The 15,830-nt window shown below is 42.4% G+C and carries 16 protein-coding genes; 1 reads left to right on the top strand and 15 read right to left on the bottom strand.

Going from position 1 to position 15,830, the window contains the following annotated elements:
• Positions 1-282: 282 nt before the first annotated feature.
• The 4 genes from BJP34_RS34975 to kdsA form a co-directional block, all read right to left on the bottom strand.
• Complete coding sequence (locus BJP34_RS34975) at positions 283-1,512, bottom strand: glycosyltransferase family 4 protein (RefSeq protein ID WP_070396308.1); 1,230 nt, start codon at positions 1,510-1,512, stop codon at positions 283-285.
• A complete protein-coding gene (locus BJP34_RS34970) occupies positions 1,484-2,752 on the bottom strand; it encodes a polysialyltransferase family glycosyltransferase (protein ID WP_070396307.1) in 1,269 nt (422 codons plus the stop codon). The genes BJP34_RS34975 and BJP34_RS34970 overlap by 29 nt, the downstream gene beginning before the upstream one ends.
• Before the next feature lie 165 nt (positions 2,753-2,917).
• Positions 2,918-3,424, bottom strand: a complete 507-nt coding sequence (locus tag BJP34_RS34965; protein WP_070396306.1) for a KdsC family phosphatase — start codon at positions 3,422-3,424, stop codon at positions 2,918-2,920.
• A 190-nt stretch (positions 3,425-3,614) separates the two neighbouring features.
• Positions 3,615-4,445 (bottom strand): 3-deoxy-8-phosphooctulonate synthase, encoded by an 831-nt coding sequence (gene kdsA, locus BJP34_RS34960; RefSeq protein ID WP_070396305.1) that lies wholly within the window; start codon positions 4,443-4,445, stop codon positions 3,615-3,617.
• A 326-nt stretch (positions 4,446-4,771) separates the two neighbouring features.
• Here kdsA and BJP34_RS45275 point away from each other — a divergent pair, with 326 nt between their 5' ends.
• A complete protein-coding gene (locus tag BJP34_RS45275; RefSeq protein WP_158517651.1) occupies positions 4,772-4,942 on the top strand; it encodes a hypothetical protein in 171 nt (56 codons plus the stop codon).
• 308 nt (positions 4,943-5,250) lie between these two features.
• Here the strand turns inward: BJP34_RS45275 and BJP34_RS34950 are convergent, their stop codons facing one another.
• The 11 genes from BJP34_RS34950 to BJP34_RS34910 all read right to left on the bottom strand — a co-directional run bounded on the left by BJP34_RS34950 (position 5,251) and on the right by BJP34_RS34910 (position 15,438).
• Positions 5,251-6,099, bottom strand: coding sequence for a sulfotransferase domain-containing protein (locus BJP34_RS34950; protein ID WP_070396303.1), 849 nt, complete (start codon positions 6,097-6,099; stop codon positions 5,251-5,253).
• Positions 6,100-6,192: 93 nt separating this feature from the next.
• Positions 6,193-6,918: a 3-deoxy-manno-octulosonate cytidylyltransferase gene (gene kdsB / locus BJP34_RS34945; protein ID WP_070396302.1), complete on the bottom strand. Its 726-nt coding sequence runs from the start codon at positions 6,916-6,918 to the stop codon at positions 6,193-6,195.
• A gap of 8 nt (positions 6,919-6,926) precedes the next feature.
• Positions 6,927-7,802, bottom strand: coding sequence for a glycosyltransferase (locus BJP34_RS34940; RefSeq protein WP_070396301.1), 876 nt, complete (start codon positions 7,800-7,802; stop codon positions 6,927-6,929).
• Between the two features lie 290 nt (positions 7,803-8,092).
• Positions 8,093-8,536, bottom strand: coding sequence for an acyltransferase (locus BJP34_RS34935; protein ID WP_202972052.1), 444 nt, complete (start codon positions 8,534-8,536; stop codon positions 8,093-8,095).
• Between the two features lie 64 nt (positions 8,537-8,600).
• Entirely contained in the window at positions 8,601-8,732 is a 132-nt protein-coding gene (locus tag BJP34_RS49850) for a hypothetical protein (RefSeq protein ID WP_267876444.1), read from the bottom strand.
• Positions 8,733-9,140: 408 nt separating this feature from the next.
• The gene (locus tag BJP34_RS45270; protein ID WP_083305506.1) at positions 9,141-9,422 is read right to left on the bottom strand and encodes a hypothetical protein; all 282 of its coding nucleotides are present in this window, start codon (positions 9,420-9,422) and stop codon (positions 9,141-9,143) included.
• Between the two features lie 7 nt (positions 9,423-9,429).
• Positions 9,430-10,710 (bottom strand): ABC transporter ATP-binding protein, encoded by a 1,281-nt coding sequence (locus BJP34_RS34925; RefSeq protein WP_229424178.1) that lies wholly within the window; start codon positions 10,708-10,710, stop codon positions 9,430-9,432.
• Positions 10,710-11,582: an ABC transporter permease gene (locus BJP34_RS34920; protein WP_229424177.1), complete on the bottom strand. Its 873-nt coding sequence runs from the start codon at positions 11,580-11,582 to the stop codon at positions 10,710-10,712. The genes BJP34_RS34925 and BJP34_RS34920 overlap by 1 nt, the downstream gene beginning before the upstream one ends.
• 398 nt (positions 11,583-11,980) lie before the next feature.
• Positions 11,981-13,774, bottom strand: coding sequence for an SLC13 family permease (locus BJP34_RS34915; RefSeq protein ID WP_070396299.1), 1,794 nt, complete (start codon positions 13,772-13,774; stop codon positions 11,981-11,983).
• Positions 13,775-14,159: 385 nt separating this feature from the next.
• Positions 14,160-14,333: a hypothetical protein gene (locus BJP34_RS45265; protein WP_158517650.1), complete on the bottom strand. Its 174-nt coding sequence runs from the start codon at positions 14,331-14,333 to the stop codon at positions 14,160-14,162.
• A gap of 70 nt (positions 14,334-14,403) precedes the next feature.
• On the bottom strand, positions 14,404-15,438 hold the full coding sequence (locus tag BJP34_RS34910) for a hypothetical protein (protein WP_070396298.1): 1,035 nt from the start codon (positions 15,436-15,438) through the stop codon (positions 14,404-14,406).
• Positions 15,439-15,830 lie beyond the last annotated feature (392 nt).

Here is a 15,830-nt window from a genome sequence, read left to right as displayed (position 1 = left end):
GTTATTACTATGCTCTCTCTAATACTAATTTAAATAAATATTGCTGATATTTAATCAGCAATCACATGGAATTTATATAGTAAAGAGAACAGGGAGTAGGGAGTAGGGAGTAGGGAGTAGGGAAATTCGGATCAAAAATTATCACAATTCCTACACTGAAAATCTTGAACCCCTCTTGCCTGTTGCCTGTTGCCTGTTGCCTGTTGCCTGTTGGCCTTTGGGAGTATGTTCACAACCGATGATACAAACGCGCTTAGTGCTGTTGAGGGATGCGATCGCATTCTAGTTTTGTAACACCTGATGATATAAGTCCATATATCGCTGGGCTTGCAGTTCAAGTGAATAGTCTTCCAAGGCAATAGCACGACACTGTTGTGCCATGGTTTCCCGTAGCGGTTTGTCTTCCAGTAACTGCACAATACCATTACAGAAATCTTGAATATCCTCTGGCCGAGCTAAGTAACCAGTAATACCAGGACGTACCAAATCGGGAACGCCGCCGATGTTGAAAGACACCATGGGGGTACCACAAGCCATACTCTCTTGCAGCACCACGGGAAGATTGTCGGCACGGGTGGGGAAAAGAAACAAATCAGCAGCAGAATAGGCAATGGCTTTAAAGTGATCATTGCTGGCATAACCAAGATTCAATGCTGGCATGCCAACAGTCTCAGCAATCGTTTCGCCACCACTGCCAAAGGTTAGCACTATAGTTTCCGCCTTGATAGACTGGGGTAGACTTTGCAACGCTTTCAACAGCAAATCGCCCCCCTTGCGCTTCTCGGCTAAGTTTGTGGCGGCAAACATTAGAACTGTTTTGCCCGTGGGAATGTTGAGTACAGATTTGCACTGTTGGGATTCGAGGGGCTGATAGACTTCAGTATTAATACCATTTGGAATATGGTGAATCCTAAAGCGGTTGAGCATACTTTGCTGAGCTTGCTCACAAAGCCAGCGACTGGGAGTAACAATTGTTAAGTTTGAGTGACTATAAGCCCAGTTTTTTAGCTTCCACTCTATATGAGTATTATCTTTTGGAATAGCTGGGTAAATATTTAGATCGGGACATTTTCCACAACCACGTTTCCAGCGATCGCAGTCATAGCTATAGGCACAATGTCCAGTAAAGCTCCACATATCATGGAAGGTAAACACAGCAGGTTTACGTTTAGTTAATGAAGGGATTGCTAGATAGTTAAAGTATCCACGACTGCCACCATGAAGCACATGAAAATTGAGTACATCGGCGTTTTTATAAAAGCTGTGCTTAGGAATCGTAAAGGTGCCCAGTTTATTAATATAGTAAAGTCCTAGTTGTTGGGTAATCGGGGCAGTTAGTTTATCTAGAATGGCTAAACGGGCAGCATAATCTACACGATCACTAATCGTTTTGGGTCTCCAGACTAACAAGCGTGAGTCTGCGCCTTGACCGAGCAAACCTTGATGGAGTCGGTAGCCTGCGATCGCGGCTCCCCCAGAAAGATCAGATTGATTGATATGTAGGACTTTCATGGTGCTCGCTAATGATTCCAGGTACTTCAACGTTGTTGATTGCTGCTCTTAACTCCTGCTCGTGTTCCAACCTACCAGCTGCATAATTTTCATAGAAAAGCTTGGAAGTAATCTGCTCCCCAAAGCCAACAATACTGGGAACATTAAACAGTAGCTTTAGGGAGACACAAGCTGTGCTGACGGCAAACACCCTGGGTTGATTATTGACCCTTGAATCTAGGGGTAGAAAAGCTTCGGCAAAAAATACCTCAAACGGTAGAAAAAACAGGTCTGGTTCTGATAATATTATTATTTTATCAAACAAGTCAGATAGGGCATCCTCCAACTTCTGGAGTTTAACATTGTCATCTCTAGGATGGGGTTTCACCACCAGAACTGTGTTTGGCTCTATACCTTCACCGATCAGGAATTCACGGTAAGCAGCGATTTCATTATCCAGAGACATTCTACGAGCCTCAGAGAAATTTGAAGTGAGTAGTATTGAAACGGGATACTCAGCAATAGTCTTGCGAAACTGAAGAACATATTCTGGATTTACCAAACCCCTGAGCTTTTGAAACGTGTCGAGAAGCCACACTTTATTTAAGGTGACAGTTTTCATGGGAGGTGATTCCCCAAACGCTTCAGGTAATACAAAATAACCGATATCAAATTTTGGTCTAATTTTTAGATAAGTGATTAGTCGTAAACTCGTTTTTAGTTTACGAACTAATGCTTTTTGTTTTTTTTGTATGTAGCTAAATAAATTAAATTTAGGTTCTGGCTTATCTGCAAATAATGCTTTTGATTTTACCGAAAAGTAAAAGCCAATACTATCACCGTAACAAAGTTTCAGGGCAGATTTGTAAGTATTAATCAGTAGCTGATTCCCAAACATCCAATTCCGGCACAGGTAAATTTCATCAGCCCTGTTAGTGCCTACCATTTCATGGACTATCCGAAAAATTTTTGATGGGCTGGAATAGTCTAATTGACTCTCAATATCACTGAGGTGCTCAGGGGTGATGTACACAATTTTCTGCCACTCCCCCACTAACTCTGCTATCCTTTTGATAAAGGCGGCAAATTCATCAATTTGCCCAGGGGGAGAATAGAGATGATAAATAACAAGGTAATCTTGGTATTTAATAGTAAGGTCTTTTTGCTGTTTTTCCCTGTAACTAAGCACTGATAATGCAGTCACTAGTTGAATGGTGCCTTGACAGGTAATGATGCGTTTAACAAGCTTAGGATTAGTCATTTGGTTTATGGAAGTAGTCAGCATTGCTCCTGGTTAACAGACAAAAGTCTGAGCACCCGAAAGCTGATAACTTGCCAAGTTATCCTAGACTTTTACTTGAGAAGCATTGCCTATTAACTCTTTCAGACGTTATCTTTCAAATCGGGATAGTGTTATTAATCACGCTCAAACCTGTGCTTTGAGCAACAGGTCACATATTTCTCGAACCGCTCCTTGGCCACCTGCTAATCTGGTAACATACACAGCACTGTCTTGGTTTTCTGGTATCCCATCAGCAACAGTTAAGGGACATCCTACAGCTTTCAGAACTGCTAAATCAATTATATCATCACCAACATAGGCGACTTGGGCAAGAGATAAACTCAACTGTTCACAGAGTTCTTTGACCACAGCTAACTTATCTTCAATGGCAAAAAAACTGTACTTGATTCCTAGCTTTTGGACTCGATGTCGGGTTGCCGTAGAACTGCTATTGGTAATAACAGCTACCTCAATTTCAGTCTGTTGGAGTAGCTTTATTCCCATGCCATCTTTGACATTAAACTTTCTGAGTTCTTCACCGCTTTCTGTGTAGTAAAGTCCGCCATCGGTCATGACTCCATCTACATCTAGAGCTAGCAGTTTGACCTGGGATAAACGTGCTTGTAATTCGGTCTCAGGGATGTTATTCATAGCAAATTTTTCGGCGTTGCTGATTCTGGGTATGGTTTCGCCCCCCTAACCCCCCAATTCTGGGGGGAAAAAAACTCTAAAAGTCCCCCGAGCGAGGGATTGCTCGCTCGGGGGATTTAGGGGGCTTAAACAAAACCATATGATCGCGCATTCATTCCATTATTAAGCAACGCAAATTTATCCGCAAATCTTACCCAATTGTAGCCTCCAAAGCTGCACGAACATTCAGAATTACCTTGAGGACATTTTCCAGTTCCGCCAATGGTACCATATTCGGACCATCGCTAAGGGCGATGTCAGGATTTTCATGAATTTCCATGAACAGAGCATCAATGCCAACGGCAGCCGCAGCTCTGGCCAAATAGGGAACAAAGTGCCGCTGTCCACCAGATTTATCTCCCTTTCCTCCTGGCATCTGGACGCTATGAGTGGCATCAAAAACTACAGGATAACCTAACTCGCGCATCTGAGGGAGGGAGCGAAAGTCTACCACTAGGGTATTGTAACCAAAACTAGTACCCCGCTCTGTTAGTAAAATATTCTTGGCTCCCCCAGCTTCCAGTTTGGTGACCACATGCTTCATATCCCAAGGGGCAAGAAACTGACCTTTTTTGACATTAATTGCCCTACCTGTAGCAGCCGCAGCGATTAGCAAGTCAGTTTGGCGGCACAGAAACGCTGGGATTTGCAAGACATCGACTACTTCAGCAACCGTTGCAGCTTGGTGACTTTCGTGGATATCGGTAAGCACTGGCACACCCACCTTCTGTTTAACTTTCTGGAGAATGTCTAGACCTGTGTCTAGGGTTTGTCCCCGAAAGGAGTTGATGGAAGTTCGATTGGCTTTGTCAAAGGAAGACTTGAAGATGAAAGGAATATTTAAGCGATCGCATACTTTATGGATCTCCTCTGCCATTTTTAAGGTAAAGTCTTCCGATTCAATCACACACGGACCACCAATCAGGGTGAGTGGGCAGCGATCGCCAATCGAGAGGGTATCTGTGATTTGAGCGCGAGTCATAAATTAGTTACCAAAAAAATTGGGTTTAAAGCCCCGTCCTTCGCTGGATAGAAACCTTAGAATAAAGAAGCCTTAATTAATAAGTTTTAACCCTTATGCTCATAGCCTGCCCCCTTTAAAGGCTTCTTTATTCTTACGGTAACTTCTAGGGACGGCTTTTTTTTAAAACTTTTTCTTGACAGTTTGTACTAGGTGTGCTAGTCTAAGATTATAAACAATAGACTTTTAAAAGAGATAGATACTATCTAACCATAAGTAGGCAACGTAAAAAATATGTCTGAGATACATATTGCGTAATTTAGTCTAGCGATGCAGAGGTGCGACCCGTGGCGAATTTAATTCGCCAACGGAAAGCGCACCTAAGCGGTCTTGGGGGTTTCCCCCATGAGCGACTGCATCAAGACAACGACTTTAACGTCTATGAAAAATTTAGATCTAAAAAAGTATCTATCTCTAAAAAAAAAAGTAAAGGTACGGTGGGGCACACCGAAACCTAGATCTATGATCAAAACGCTTAGGTCGAATCGGCCTCTACTCTTTCTGGTTCCGACCTGGCTGAGCAAGTCGGCTCGTTGTTCGCGTAGCGTGGCCATAGGCCAAGTAAGAATCCCCGTTCTTACTTCGGCGGGGAGTGTCAATTATTGTTAACTATACAATGGGTTGTAGTAATAGGTAAGCGGTCACGCATTTAAACTCCCTTGTATTAAATCAGAAAAAAACCCCTGAAACTCTTTTGCCTTCTGCCTTCTGCCTTCTGCCTTAGCAAGGCAGGCTGATTAACGTCAGAAGCCAACGTAGACTATGCCTATGTAGGCATCTCATAACCGAATTGCTGCATGGTTGCACTGTGTAACTCCCAAAGAAGGCTGAGCTGGTTGTCGGTATAGTACTTTTGCCAGCCATTAGCTTTTCCAGAGCGGATATGTTGCGGGTCTTTTTTATGCAGCTCCTCAAATGAAAGTTCTTGCTTGGAGGGATTATAATCTAGACTAATCAAGGCTTTTATCTGCTGACATGCCCTGGGCCTATCCGCCAGCACATCTTCAAAGCGGAGTCTTAAAAGTCTGTCATTTAGAGAAGGTATGGCTTGATTCCAACTTTGATACCATTCACTCCACGAGCCAAATGTCACTTCTCCTCTAATTACTTCATCGAGAGTTTTAACGTCTTGCCAGAAATCCTTGATAAAATTGAAATAAGACCAAAGAACAGAACCGGGATGACGAACAGCTAAGATGACGTATTCCCCTTCAAAATATTCTTGGTAGGGTAGTTCGTGGGTTTTGATAAAGAAGGGAGATTCCTCAGCTGCCAATTTTTGGCGATTTTTCGGCGTTAGCACGCTCAAACAGCCAGGAAGTAAGTAGCGGCAATCTTTCGTATAAGGGGGCACATTCAGGTCATACAGAGCAATCCAGTTTTCTAGATTGTTTTTATTAACTTGAGCATGCAACTTACCCCACAAAGATTTTGAAATTGTCTTGTCCTTTGGCCAACGCCAGTTTTTGATAAAATTTACGGCTCCACTAGCATAGGTCTCAGGTTTCCTACTACCTCCGTAGACTACAGTCATTGGTCGCTCAAAGAAAGTTTGAATTGTTTGCTGGGTCAATGAGTTTCCAGAGCGTGGATATGAGGCAATGTAGATAATCATTTATCTATTGATAGACTTACATATTAACAGAGTTTTTAGCTACTTAAGGAAAACTGGGATCTATTCTCAATAATTTGGATAGCATCTCCAGATTTAATGATAAATTAAGGCTTGAGCTTTAATTAAATCTTCAGGGGTATTAATCTCCAAAACTGCCTTTTCAGTAATACACACCCGAATGGCAAATCCATGTTCAAGTACTCGCAACTGCTCTAAGCCTTCACACCTCTCTAGGAGTGTGGGTGACAGTTGAGCATATTTGCTCAGGAAATCTCGCTCAAAAGCATAGAGTCCGAGATGGTGGAATACAGGTGCATCTCCAGAATTCCGGAAGTAAGGAATGGGAGCACGGGAAAAGTAGAGGGCGTGATTTTTGCGATCGCATAAAACCTTGACTGAGTTAGGGTCTTGATAGCTTGTTGCCATATCCAGAGGACAAGCAAGAGTCGTCATCGCAGGAAACTCCCCTTTGAGATAAGGACTTACCAGCTCGGTCAGCATCTGACCAGTAACAAAAGGTTGGTCTCCTTGGACATTAACGATTACCCTCATTTCCGGATAACGTTGAGCTACTTCTGCAACCCGGTCAGTACCAGTAGCATGGTCTGAGCGAGTCATTTCCACCTCTCCCCCAAACTGCTCCACACAATCCGCAACTAATTCAGAGTCAGTAGCAACTACCACCTTAGTGAAATTAGGACAACGTTTAGCTGCCTCATAAACCCTCTGCACCATTGGGCGATCGCCAATCATTGCCAAGGGTTTACCAGGAAAACGAATTGAATCATAGCGAGCAGGAATAACGGCAATAATATTCATAAACTAAGTTACCTAACTGGTGATATAATCACGTTTATAAAATTGATCAGTAGCTTTTTAAAACTCTCGTAAAAACGAGAAATAACTGGGGTGTATCTCACTTTTTTTAAAAAAATACCTGAGAAATTTCCCTTTAGTAAATCATGCCTGACGTAAGAACGAGCAAGGCTTAAATCAATATCATTTTTTGTGATCAAACCGCACTCCCTAGCTTCATTAAAGTACTGAAACCATAAATCTCCATAGGGATGATTGCTAGACTTCCAAGGTTGAGTGTAGAGGTTTGTATAGTGGATTAACTTCGTATCCTTGTCATAGTAATCAAAGACATTCCAAAGGGGGTTTAGTTCTCCGATTTGGTAATGGTGATGAGCCAGAAAAGCCGGACTCATACGGGCAAGGTCAGGATAAGAATATAAACCTTGCTCAATTTCGTCGTAGTAGGTTTCTAAATCAAAGTTACATTTTTGACAATCGATCAGCATTACGCTCAAGCCCCAAAGGTCTTTAGCTTCACTGCTATAAGCTCTTTTAGCCAGGAAATCACAGCCATCCAAAGGTGTGTCAAAGAGTTTACCAATATCAGTTAAACAGATAGTATCGGAGTCAATATAAATGGCTTTACCTTGATAGTTACACAGCTGTGGTATCAAATATCGGTAGAGACTAAACTCAGTTGTATTCCGATATTTAACTCGTAAGGACATGGGAGCGAGATAAGGTTGATCATCATTACGTTCAATAGCATTGTGGGTACCATTTAAAACATAAATATCTAGTTCCCTACGGCTATGCTTACGAAGAGAGTAAATTGAGACTTTCCTCTCCACTAGACTGGCTTCACCAGAGCCGATAAATACTCGCACAGGCTCTTGATTTTTCATGGCTAATTATCCTCATAGTGCTAGGGATTATGGCTCTCTAGAGTGTGGGTAAACTAAATTAGTATAAAAGAATCGCTACAAAGCTTACTCAAAGAGGCTTGTAGCGATAACAAAAAACAATGTTTTTTAAATTTAATTGTATTGACTCCCTTATAATTTAAGGAGTTAAGCTCAGTTAAACTACTCATTTACTATCATCAGTCTAGGATAGTCGTGATTATTTATTAGTAATAAATAGATGAGATAAATCTATTTATTTGTGACTAGTTTTGTTAAAAAAATTATCCTATTTACTCCTGTTTACTATCTTTATATTCACCACGTTTACGAATAACCTTGCCCGGTACTCCTACAACTACAGAGTAAGGCTCAACACTCTTAGTTAAAACTGTCCCAGCACCGATTACAGAACCTTTACCTATTCTGCAACCATCAAGGATTCTTACTCCCGCCCCTATCCAAACATCATCTTCTATAATGACACCTTTCTTAGTAGATGGTTGAAGGTCGATAGGCATATCAAGATCGTCAAAGGTATAGTTTGAAGTAACAATTACAGTATGGGTAGCGATTCTGACCCAGTTTCCTATAACTAAATCCCCTGCACCATAAAGAAAACAAAAAGGGTTGACACTACAGTCACTACCAATTTTTATCTTACCCTGTGCAGATATGAGCATTGCTGAACTTCGGATAATTGAGCGATCGCCAATATGAATAGCAGAATCTTCCAAATTACATTTAAGGGTTACATTATTTTCTACAATAACTCGATTGCCTATAAATAATTTAATTAAATTATTTTTGATTACATTTTTGCCTATATAACACTCTTATAGCAATTCTACGACTTGTGAGGTACAAATTTATGGTTTTTAGGGAGCAGCGATGCAGCGCGGTCTTGGGGGTTTCCCCCATGAGCGACTGCATCAAGACGGGAGCAGGGAGCAGGGAGCAGGGAAGAGCTAAGAGGGAAGAGGGAAGAGCTAAGAGGGAAGAGGTAAAAACTAAGAGGATATCTGAAAAGTTTTTTTATACTGATTGTTGCCCCCCTAGCCCCCCAAGCGAGGGATTGCTCGCTTGGGGGGAACAAGACTCAATTTGCTTCTAAAAGTCCCTTCCGGTGCGCTTTCCAATGGGCGAGTAAATCGCCCTTGGGTCGCACCGCAAAATTGGGGGATTTAGGGGGCTTGGATGTAGCCAATGAGACTTCTCAGACAACCTCTAATGTGTACCTCATGAGTCCTAGAAACGCTATACCCAATATCTCCAAGTTGGTTACGGTAATAGTTTGGTCTACTTTTATTTTGATAATTATTCCATAATTTATTGATTAAATTAAAGAATTGATACATATAGCAAAGGGAATAGGGAATAGGGAATAGGGAATAGGGAATAGGGAATAGGGAATAGGGAATAGGGAGTAGGGAGTAGGGAGTAGGGAGCAGTTGCTAGTGGTGCTTTAGGGGCGGAAAGGCTCTGATTTTTGGCTTCGTAGCCAGAGTTGGGATAGTCCGCCCCGTAACGCACCGTCAAAGTTGGCACAGTCCGTCCGATTGTAACGGGCAAGATGCCCGTTCCACCCACCAGGTCTGTAGTTTTTGCTTGAATAAATCTCAATAGAAAATCATTGGGTTAAAACTTTCCATTGTCTAGGTTGATAAAATTGACATTGAGTCATTAAAGTATTACTTTTAACTTGGAATTTGAATACTACGTGGTCGTAGATATATTTAGGTGGTTTTTGAACCCAGACTTTAGTAGAATAAGAACCTGGACGTAATCCAAGGTAAGGCATTTCTATCTGAAGCTCAACTAGTCCATTAGAAAATTTAAATATTGTGTTGTCTAGGTAACTATCTAGATTTAATAATGGTTCACCTTCTCCAGAACTTTGTCTAATAATAATAAAAAGGGTTCCATTATCAATTTCTGTGTGAGCTTTGCACTTAACACAAAAGGATACCGGTTGACCACTGAGAGGATAGTCAATCCTATTTCCTTGTCCATCTCTAAAGTAAACGCCAATAATATCTAAACCAGTGCTTTGTTCTGCGGGTTTTTCTTTAAAGAAAACAGCTCCTTTTGATTCCTGTTTGTTATCTAGGAACAAATCTTGATCATATTGTTGCATTACCACAGGGGCTTTACCAACTGCTAGTAATTTTCCCCGTTGAAGATAAATTGCTGAATCACAAATAGATAGAATAGAATTAGGATTGTGAGCTACTAACACAAACGTTGTACCTTTATACCGTAATTCAGATAGCTTTCTATAGCATTTCATCCTAAACAGAATATCGCCAACTGCTAGCACCTCATCAATCAGAAGAATATCTGGTTCTGTATGAATTGCACTAGCGAAGCCTAACCTTGCTGCCATGCCAGAACTATAGGTTTGTACGGGCGCATCAATCGCATCGCCAATTTCCGCAAACTCTAAAACTTGATCAAACCGCTGATCAATTTCTTTTTTCGACAACCCCAAAATCGACATATTGGCATAAATATTTTCCCGCCCTGTCAAAATCGGATTAAACCCTGCTCCTAACGCAATCAATGGTGCCAAGCGACCTTTAACTTCCACAGAGCCAACATCCGGCTTAATCAAACCACTAATAATCCGCAATAATGTCGATTTACCACTACCATTTTTACCCACTAAGCCAATTGCTTCTCCTCGTCGCAATTGAATACTGACATCCTTAAGTGCCCAAAACTCCTTTTTCCGCAGCTTATCATCCTTCTGCCGCAATCCTAATAACTCAGTGGCAATATCATGAACCCCATATAATAAAGACCGCTTCAAGTCCCGACAAAACTTTTTAGAAACCCCATTAATCGAGAGAATGACTTCACTATCCTGGGATTTGTTCGCAAGGTCTTGCTCAGTGGTACTAATCATCATTAAGAACTCATCCTCTCAACTACAAAAGGCATGGAGAGACGATAGACAATCCAAGCTAGTAGCAATCCCACCACAGCAATTCCACTCGCCACCCAAAATCCCAGGGGATCGGAGATCACACCTGTGGTTGCCAACTCTCGTGTTGTCACCAGCAAAGGAGTGACTGGATTGAATTTCACAATAGCGCCAAATACCCCCTCACTAGGAACTGGATAGACAACTGGAGTCAGAAATAACCAAAATCCAGTTGCCAAAGTAAGACCCATAGAAAAATCTTTATACAAGGCTCCCATCGGGGCTAATAACAAGCCAATAAATGTTCCGAATAAGACAAGATTAATCAAAGCAACTGGTGCTATAATCACGCTCCAACTTACTGGCATCTTGAACCAGATAAACAAGCCCACAATCAGAATTAACTTGATACCAAAGTTAAAAAATACTTGACCGAGTTTGCTAAGAATAATCGCTTCACGGGGGAAATTAATTTTAGCCAACATTGCCTTGGCCTGGGTCACGGCTTGGACAGGACCATTCAGTGTTTCCACAAAAGTCTGCCACAGGGTCATGCTAAACATCACATAAGCTGGATAGGGCAACTCCGTGCTACCAACATTAATCACCCCGTTACTCTTAGCCATAGTAAAGCCAACAGCTGTCACAATTGGTGGTATAAAAGCCCAGACAATTCCCAGAAATGACTGGCGGTATTGGGCACTGATATCCCGCACCAGAAGTCGCCAAGCTAGCTCCCTAGAAGCTAGCAAGTCTCGCCCCATCTCTTGAAATAATTGAAGCGGATGCCTCATCTTACTCTCAGGAGTATAAACCACCCTGGGTAATCTCTGATCTGATCCTTTAGTCCGTTTCAAAACTATCTCCTCACTTTTCTAGCAGTTATCAATTGGGTGAGGTACAAATTTTCGGGTTTCAGGGAGTAGGGAGCAGGGAGTAGGGAGTAGGGAGTAGGGAGTAGGGAGCAGGGAGTAGGGAGTAGGGAGTAGGGAGTAGAAATACAGGTTATATTTAAAAGTTTAATCTAGGTTAAATCTAGAGTTATCCCTGATAATAATTATCTGTTAACTTATTCAAAAACTATCTGTTAAATCTGGATAGTTTAACCAATTAAGTAAATTCATTGGTTCAGAAAAAAAACTCTAAGTTGTTGTGTATTAAAATTGGATACTATTCAGTTAAAAAACAAACCCTGTCTTGATCCAAAGCGCGAGTGGGTAGGAAATAAAGAGCAGCTTATTTATAGCAGTAAAACTCAAGACAACCCATACAGGGCAATAACCAGTGGCGGAATAATCAACGCCATCAACAAACTTAATGGGGCACCCACCCTAGCAAAATCCAAAAACCTGTAACCCCCTGGCCCATAAACCATGGTATTGGTCTGATACCCAATCGGAGTCATAAAACTATTGGATGCGGCAAACATCACTGTAAACATAAACGCTAAAGGATTCAGACTCAAACTCTTAGCTACCTCCACAGCAATCGGCAATAGTAACACTACCGAAGCATTGTTAGACAGCACCTCTGTAATCATGACAGTAACCACATAGAACAGTGTTAACAACCAATAACCAGGAAGATTACCCCCTAGTGCCACTAGATTTTCGGCTAACCATTCAGTTGTGCCTGACTGCTTCATCGCTATCCCCAAAGGAATTAACCCAGCCAGCAGGAAAATAATATCCCAGCGTACTGTTCCGTATAGTTCCCCAGGCTTGAGACAACCAGTGATCACCATCAAGACTACTCCCAACAAGGCACTCACCATAATCGGTAGCACATTAAAGGCAGCTGCTAAGACTACCCCGACACTAATTGCGATCGCAATTACTGCTTTGTCTCGCCGTAGGGTTTCTAAATCTCGCTGTCCAATCACCAACAAATCTCGACTGGTTTGCAATCCCAACAAACTTTGCCTCGGCCCTTGTACCAACAGCACATCACCAAAGTGCAAGGAAACTCGTCCAAGTCTTTCTCTGACCAGTTCCTGTCCCCGTCGAATTGCCAAAACCGTACCGTTATAGCGTTGCCGAAACCGCATATCCTTTAAGGTTGAGCCAATTAAATTAGAGTTAGCCAGGATCAACACCTCAGCAATCCCCTCCTCCCCAGAGGTAAGACCGGTTTCCAACGGTTGCTGTCCAAATTGGACATCAGCTAAGATTTCTATCCCTCGTTGATCTTTGACTCTCAGCAGACACTCCCGACCAGACCTCACAATCAAAATATCCCCTGGTCGCAATACTTTATCTGCCAGCGGTTGGGGAAAACGGCTACCATTGCGAATCAGTTCCAAAACGTCCAAATCAAACTTCCGCTGGATTTCACTGGCACGTAGGCTTTGCCCCACTAGGCTGGAATCTGGTGTAATTACAATTTCACTGACATACTCTTTGAGATTATAGTCTTGAGTGACAATACCATTGCTAGCTACTTTACGGTTGGGCAAAAGTCGGGGTGCCACTAGAGCCAAATATGCCAATCCTACGGTAAATGTAATTAGCCCCAATTGGGTGAATTGAAACAAGCTGAAATCACCATAGCCCAACTGTTTAGACAACCCACTGGCCAAGACATTAGTGGAGGTGCCAATGGTAGTGATCATGCCCCCTAAGATAGTGACAAAGGATAAGGGCATCAAAAGCCTAGAAGGGGAAATACTTTGCTTGCGGCACCAATCTTCTACAATAGGAAGTAGTACAGCCACCACAGCGGTATTGTTAATGAAGCCCGTTATCGGACCAGCAATCATTCCCATGGTAAAGATTTGCTGGGTTGACTCCTTGCCTCCCCACTTCAGCAGTAGGTCATTCACGATTTGAAGCGCCCCAGTTCGGGCAATCCCAGCACTGAGGATAAACATAGCCATCACAGTGATCGTGGCAGGGTTGCCAAAACCGGAGATTCCCTGTTCTGGGGTGACTAGCTTTAGAAGCATCAGTAACACCATCACTGCGATCGCAGTGATATCCACTGGCATCCATTCCCTAATGAAACTGATTAAAGCTAGTACAACAACGCTCAGGGTAAGAAAAATAGTCATAGATAGCGTAGGATCTCACCAAAAAAGACTACCTTAATTAGGTAGCTCATGGACATCAATCAAACATTTTTATAAATTTACCTATCCATGGAATTTATCTCGCCATAGGATTCAATAACGCTATTAGTTAGCGTATCCTTCATCAAATCTATAATTTATAGTTATAGATTTGATCATAATCCTTAGGACATCAAATTAATTTAAAGGTAACTTCATAACTTCATAACTTCGGAACTTCGGAACAATAATGTACTAGTCTTTATTCCCCGAATTCCTCCGTAGTTATGAAGTTAATTATTCCTTATAATCTAGTCAAGTAGAGCCCTTAATTAAAACTTTAAATTAAGACAGCCTTTGTTTAAAAAACTTTAATAATAAACTGTCATTATTGTTGACTGTTGACCGTTAACGGTTTACCGTTGACTGTTAATCCTACCATCTCGCCAAGCAAAAAATCAATTAAATTAAAATTGAATAAACTCCTGCGAGTCCCTCTGAGTCTGCCAGGAGAATAGATACTGGAGTAGGGGAGTAGGGGATATTCCATGTCCGTCCCCATTCCCCCATTCCCCCATATTCTTCAAAGTAAAGCGTGGTAGCTCACGCTTCGAGCAATTCTCCACTTCCCATCAAGCAGAATTCCCAGAGGGATCACCCTGACTACCCTTCTCAATACGCTTGATCGGTTTCGGTCTTGGTGTTTGGGGTTTGGGTGCTGTGGCTGTAGCCGCGCCATCCTTTTTACGAGCAGGGCGTGGCTTCGGGTAACTCTTTTTAGGACCAAAACGTTTCTTATTTTTATTAAATGGTTTCCTCTTTGGTCCTTTTTTGTTGAGAAAACCAATATCATTTCCTTCCTGGATTACCAGGGTATTGGCTTGCAGCTGTGCATGTAAATCCCAAAAATGACCAACGACCCTTTCTCCCAGGCAACCCTTAAGCTTTAACTTGAAAAACTTAGGCTTATCTGACTCTTTACGAGGTAATTGCCTAATTTTAACAACGACTTGTTCATTCTCCCGCGAATGGTAGATCACCTCGCCACGAATGGAAAAATAGCCATCCTTAGGAATCGGTTCCACCTCAGCTTCTGAGCAGTCATTTGATGTCTCGACTTCTGCTTCGGACTGAGCAACTCCCGAGTCAGTTGTTTCAGCTTCAGCTGTGGGTTCGAGAGTTTCTGGTTCCCAGACGCCAACAATTTGGACATGTAAGTTATCGTCTGCTTGCCTGATGCGGGGATAGACAACCCAGAGGTGGGGCTGATTGAGATCTAAGTGATTCTTGACCAAACTCATGACCCGACCGAGTAACACAGCATCAATCAAGGTTCCATCTGCCGCTACAAGTGTTCCCCTGGTCAACTGCTCTGCGGAAGGCATATATTTGCCATTGACCAGACCGATGGCGCGGTATTGCCTAGGTTCACTGGGGGCAGGAATTGGGTGCTGTCTTGAGACCTGACTTGAGACCTGACTTGAGAGCTGACTTGAGACCTGAGTAGTTACTGTCCCATTAGATTCAGCTAAGGGATCTGATTTGGTGGTATCTTGAGAGCCACCAGTTGGTGTTTCTGGGGGCTGGTTTTGCACACTGGATACTTCCGGTGGTTGGATTCGAGACGACTCAGCTGAGTCGGGAAGCCCATTCACAGACGAATTCATATAACCTCCTAGCGGCGGAGACACATTCCCATGGGTGGTTTTGACTGACATTGGCAGCATTGTCTTGTCAACATGTTCCAGCTTTCCGGTGTCCTTTCCAGAAAAAATTCTTCTGGACTGTTGCCACCAAAAAACTGGAGGGTGAGCGCACTTGGTACTAGTCTACCCACTGTACAGAATGCAGTGAGATAAAGCTTAGATCCGCAAAGTTTATGGAATCTTTAATCTGAGCGGTTTCTAGCCGATTTAAATGAGCTTTAATGCTAGCTTATTTAGATAGATGGCATTGATCGGAGGAGACAATAAAGCTCCCCAAATCGTTTCATCAAAGAAAATGGGTCCCAAACCCCGTCCTTCGTTCGACGGCTTTGTGTTAGAATAATAGAAGACGC

This window comes from Moorena producens PAL-8-15-08-1 (genome assembly GCF_001767235.1).
GTDB classification, from domain to species: domain Bacteria; phylum Cyanobacteriota; class Cyanobacteriia; order Cyanobacteriales; family Coleofasciculaceae; genus Moorena; species Moorena producens_A.
The sequence above is the reverse complement of the archived record's forward strand: the minus strand, read 5'-3'. Positions and strand labels throughout refer to the sequence as shown.

Excerpts from the sequence above, each read along its gene's own strand:
- BJP34_RS34975 (WP_070396308.1), bottom strand. The coding sequence starts at position 1,512 with ATGAAAGTCCTACATATCAATCAATCTGATCTTTCTGGGGGAGCCGCG.
- BJP34_RS34970 (WP_070396307.1), bottom strand. The coding sequence starts at position 2,752 with ATGACTAATCCTAAGCTTGTTAAACGCATCATTACCTGTCAAGGCACC.
- BJP34_RS34965 (WP_070396306.1), bottom strand. The coding sequence starts at position 3,424 with ATGAATAACATCCCTGAGACCGAATTACAAGCACGTTTATCCCAGGTC.
- kdsA (WP_070396305.1), bottom strand. The coding sequence starts at position 4,445 with ATGACTCGCGCTCAAATCACAGATACCCTCTCGATTGGCGATCGCTGC.
- BJP34_RS34950 (WP_070396303.1), bottom strand. The coding sequence starts at position 6,099 with ATGATTATCTACATTGCCTCATATCCACGCTCTGGAAACTCATTGACC.
- kdsB (WP_070396302.1), bottom strand. The coding sequence starts at position 6,918 with ATGAATATTATTGCCGTTATTCCTGCTCGCTATGATTCAATTCGTTTT.
- BJP34_RS34940 (WP_070396301.1), bottom strand. The coding sequence starts at position 7,802 with ATGAAAAATCAAGAGCCTGTGCGAGTATTTATCGGCTCTGGTGAAGCC.
- BJP34_RS49850 (WP_267876444.1), bottom strand. The coding sequence starts at position 8,732 with ATGCAGTCGCTCATGGGGGAAACCCCCAAGACCGCGCTGCATCGCTGC.
- BJP34_RS34925 (WP_229424178.1), bottom strand. The coding sequence starts at position 10,710 with ATGATGATTAGTACCACTGAGCAAGACCTTGCGAACAAATCCCAGGAT.
- BJP34_RS34915 (WP_070396299.1), bottom strand. The coding sequence starts at position 13,774 with ATGACTATTTTTCTTACCCTGAGCGTTGTTGTACTAGCTTTAATCAGT.
- BJP34_RS45265 (WP_158517650.1), bottom strand. The coding sequence starts at position 14,333 with ATGGGGACGGACATGGAATATCCCCTACTCCCCTACTCCAGTATCTAT.
- BJP34_RS34910 (WP_070396298.1), bottom strand. The coding sequence starts at position 15,438 with ATGAATTCGTCTGTGAATGGGCTTCCCGACTCAGCTGAGTCGTCTCGA.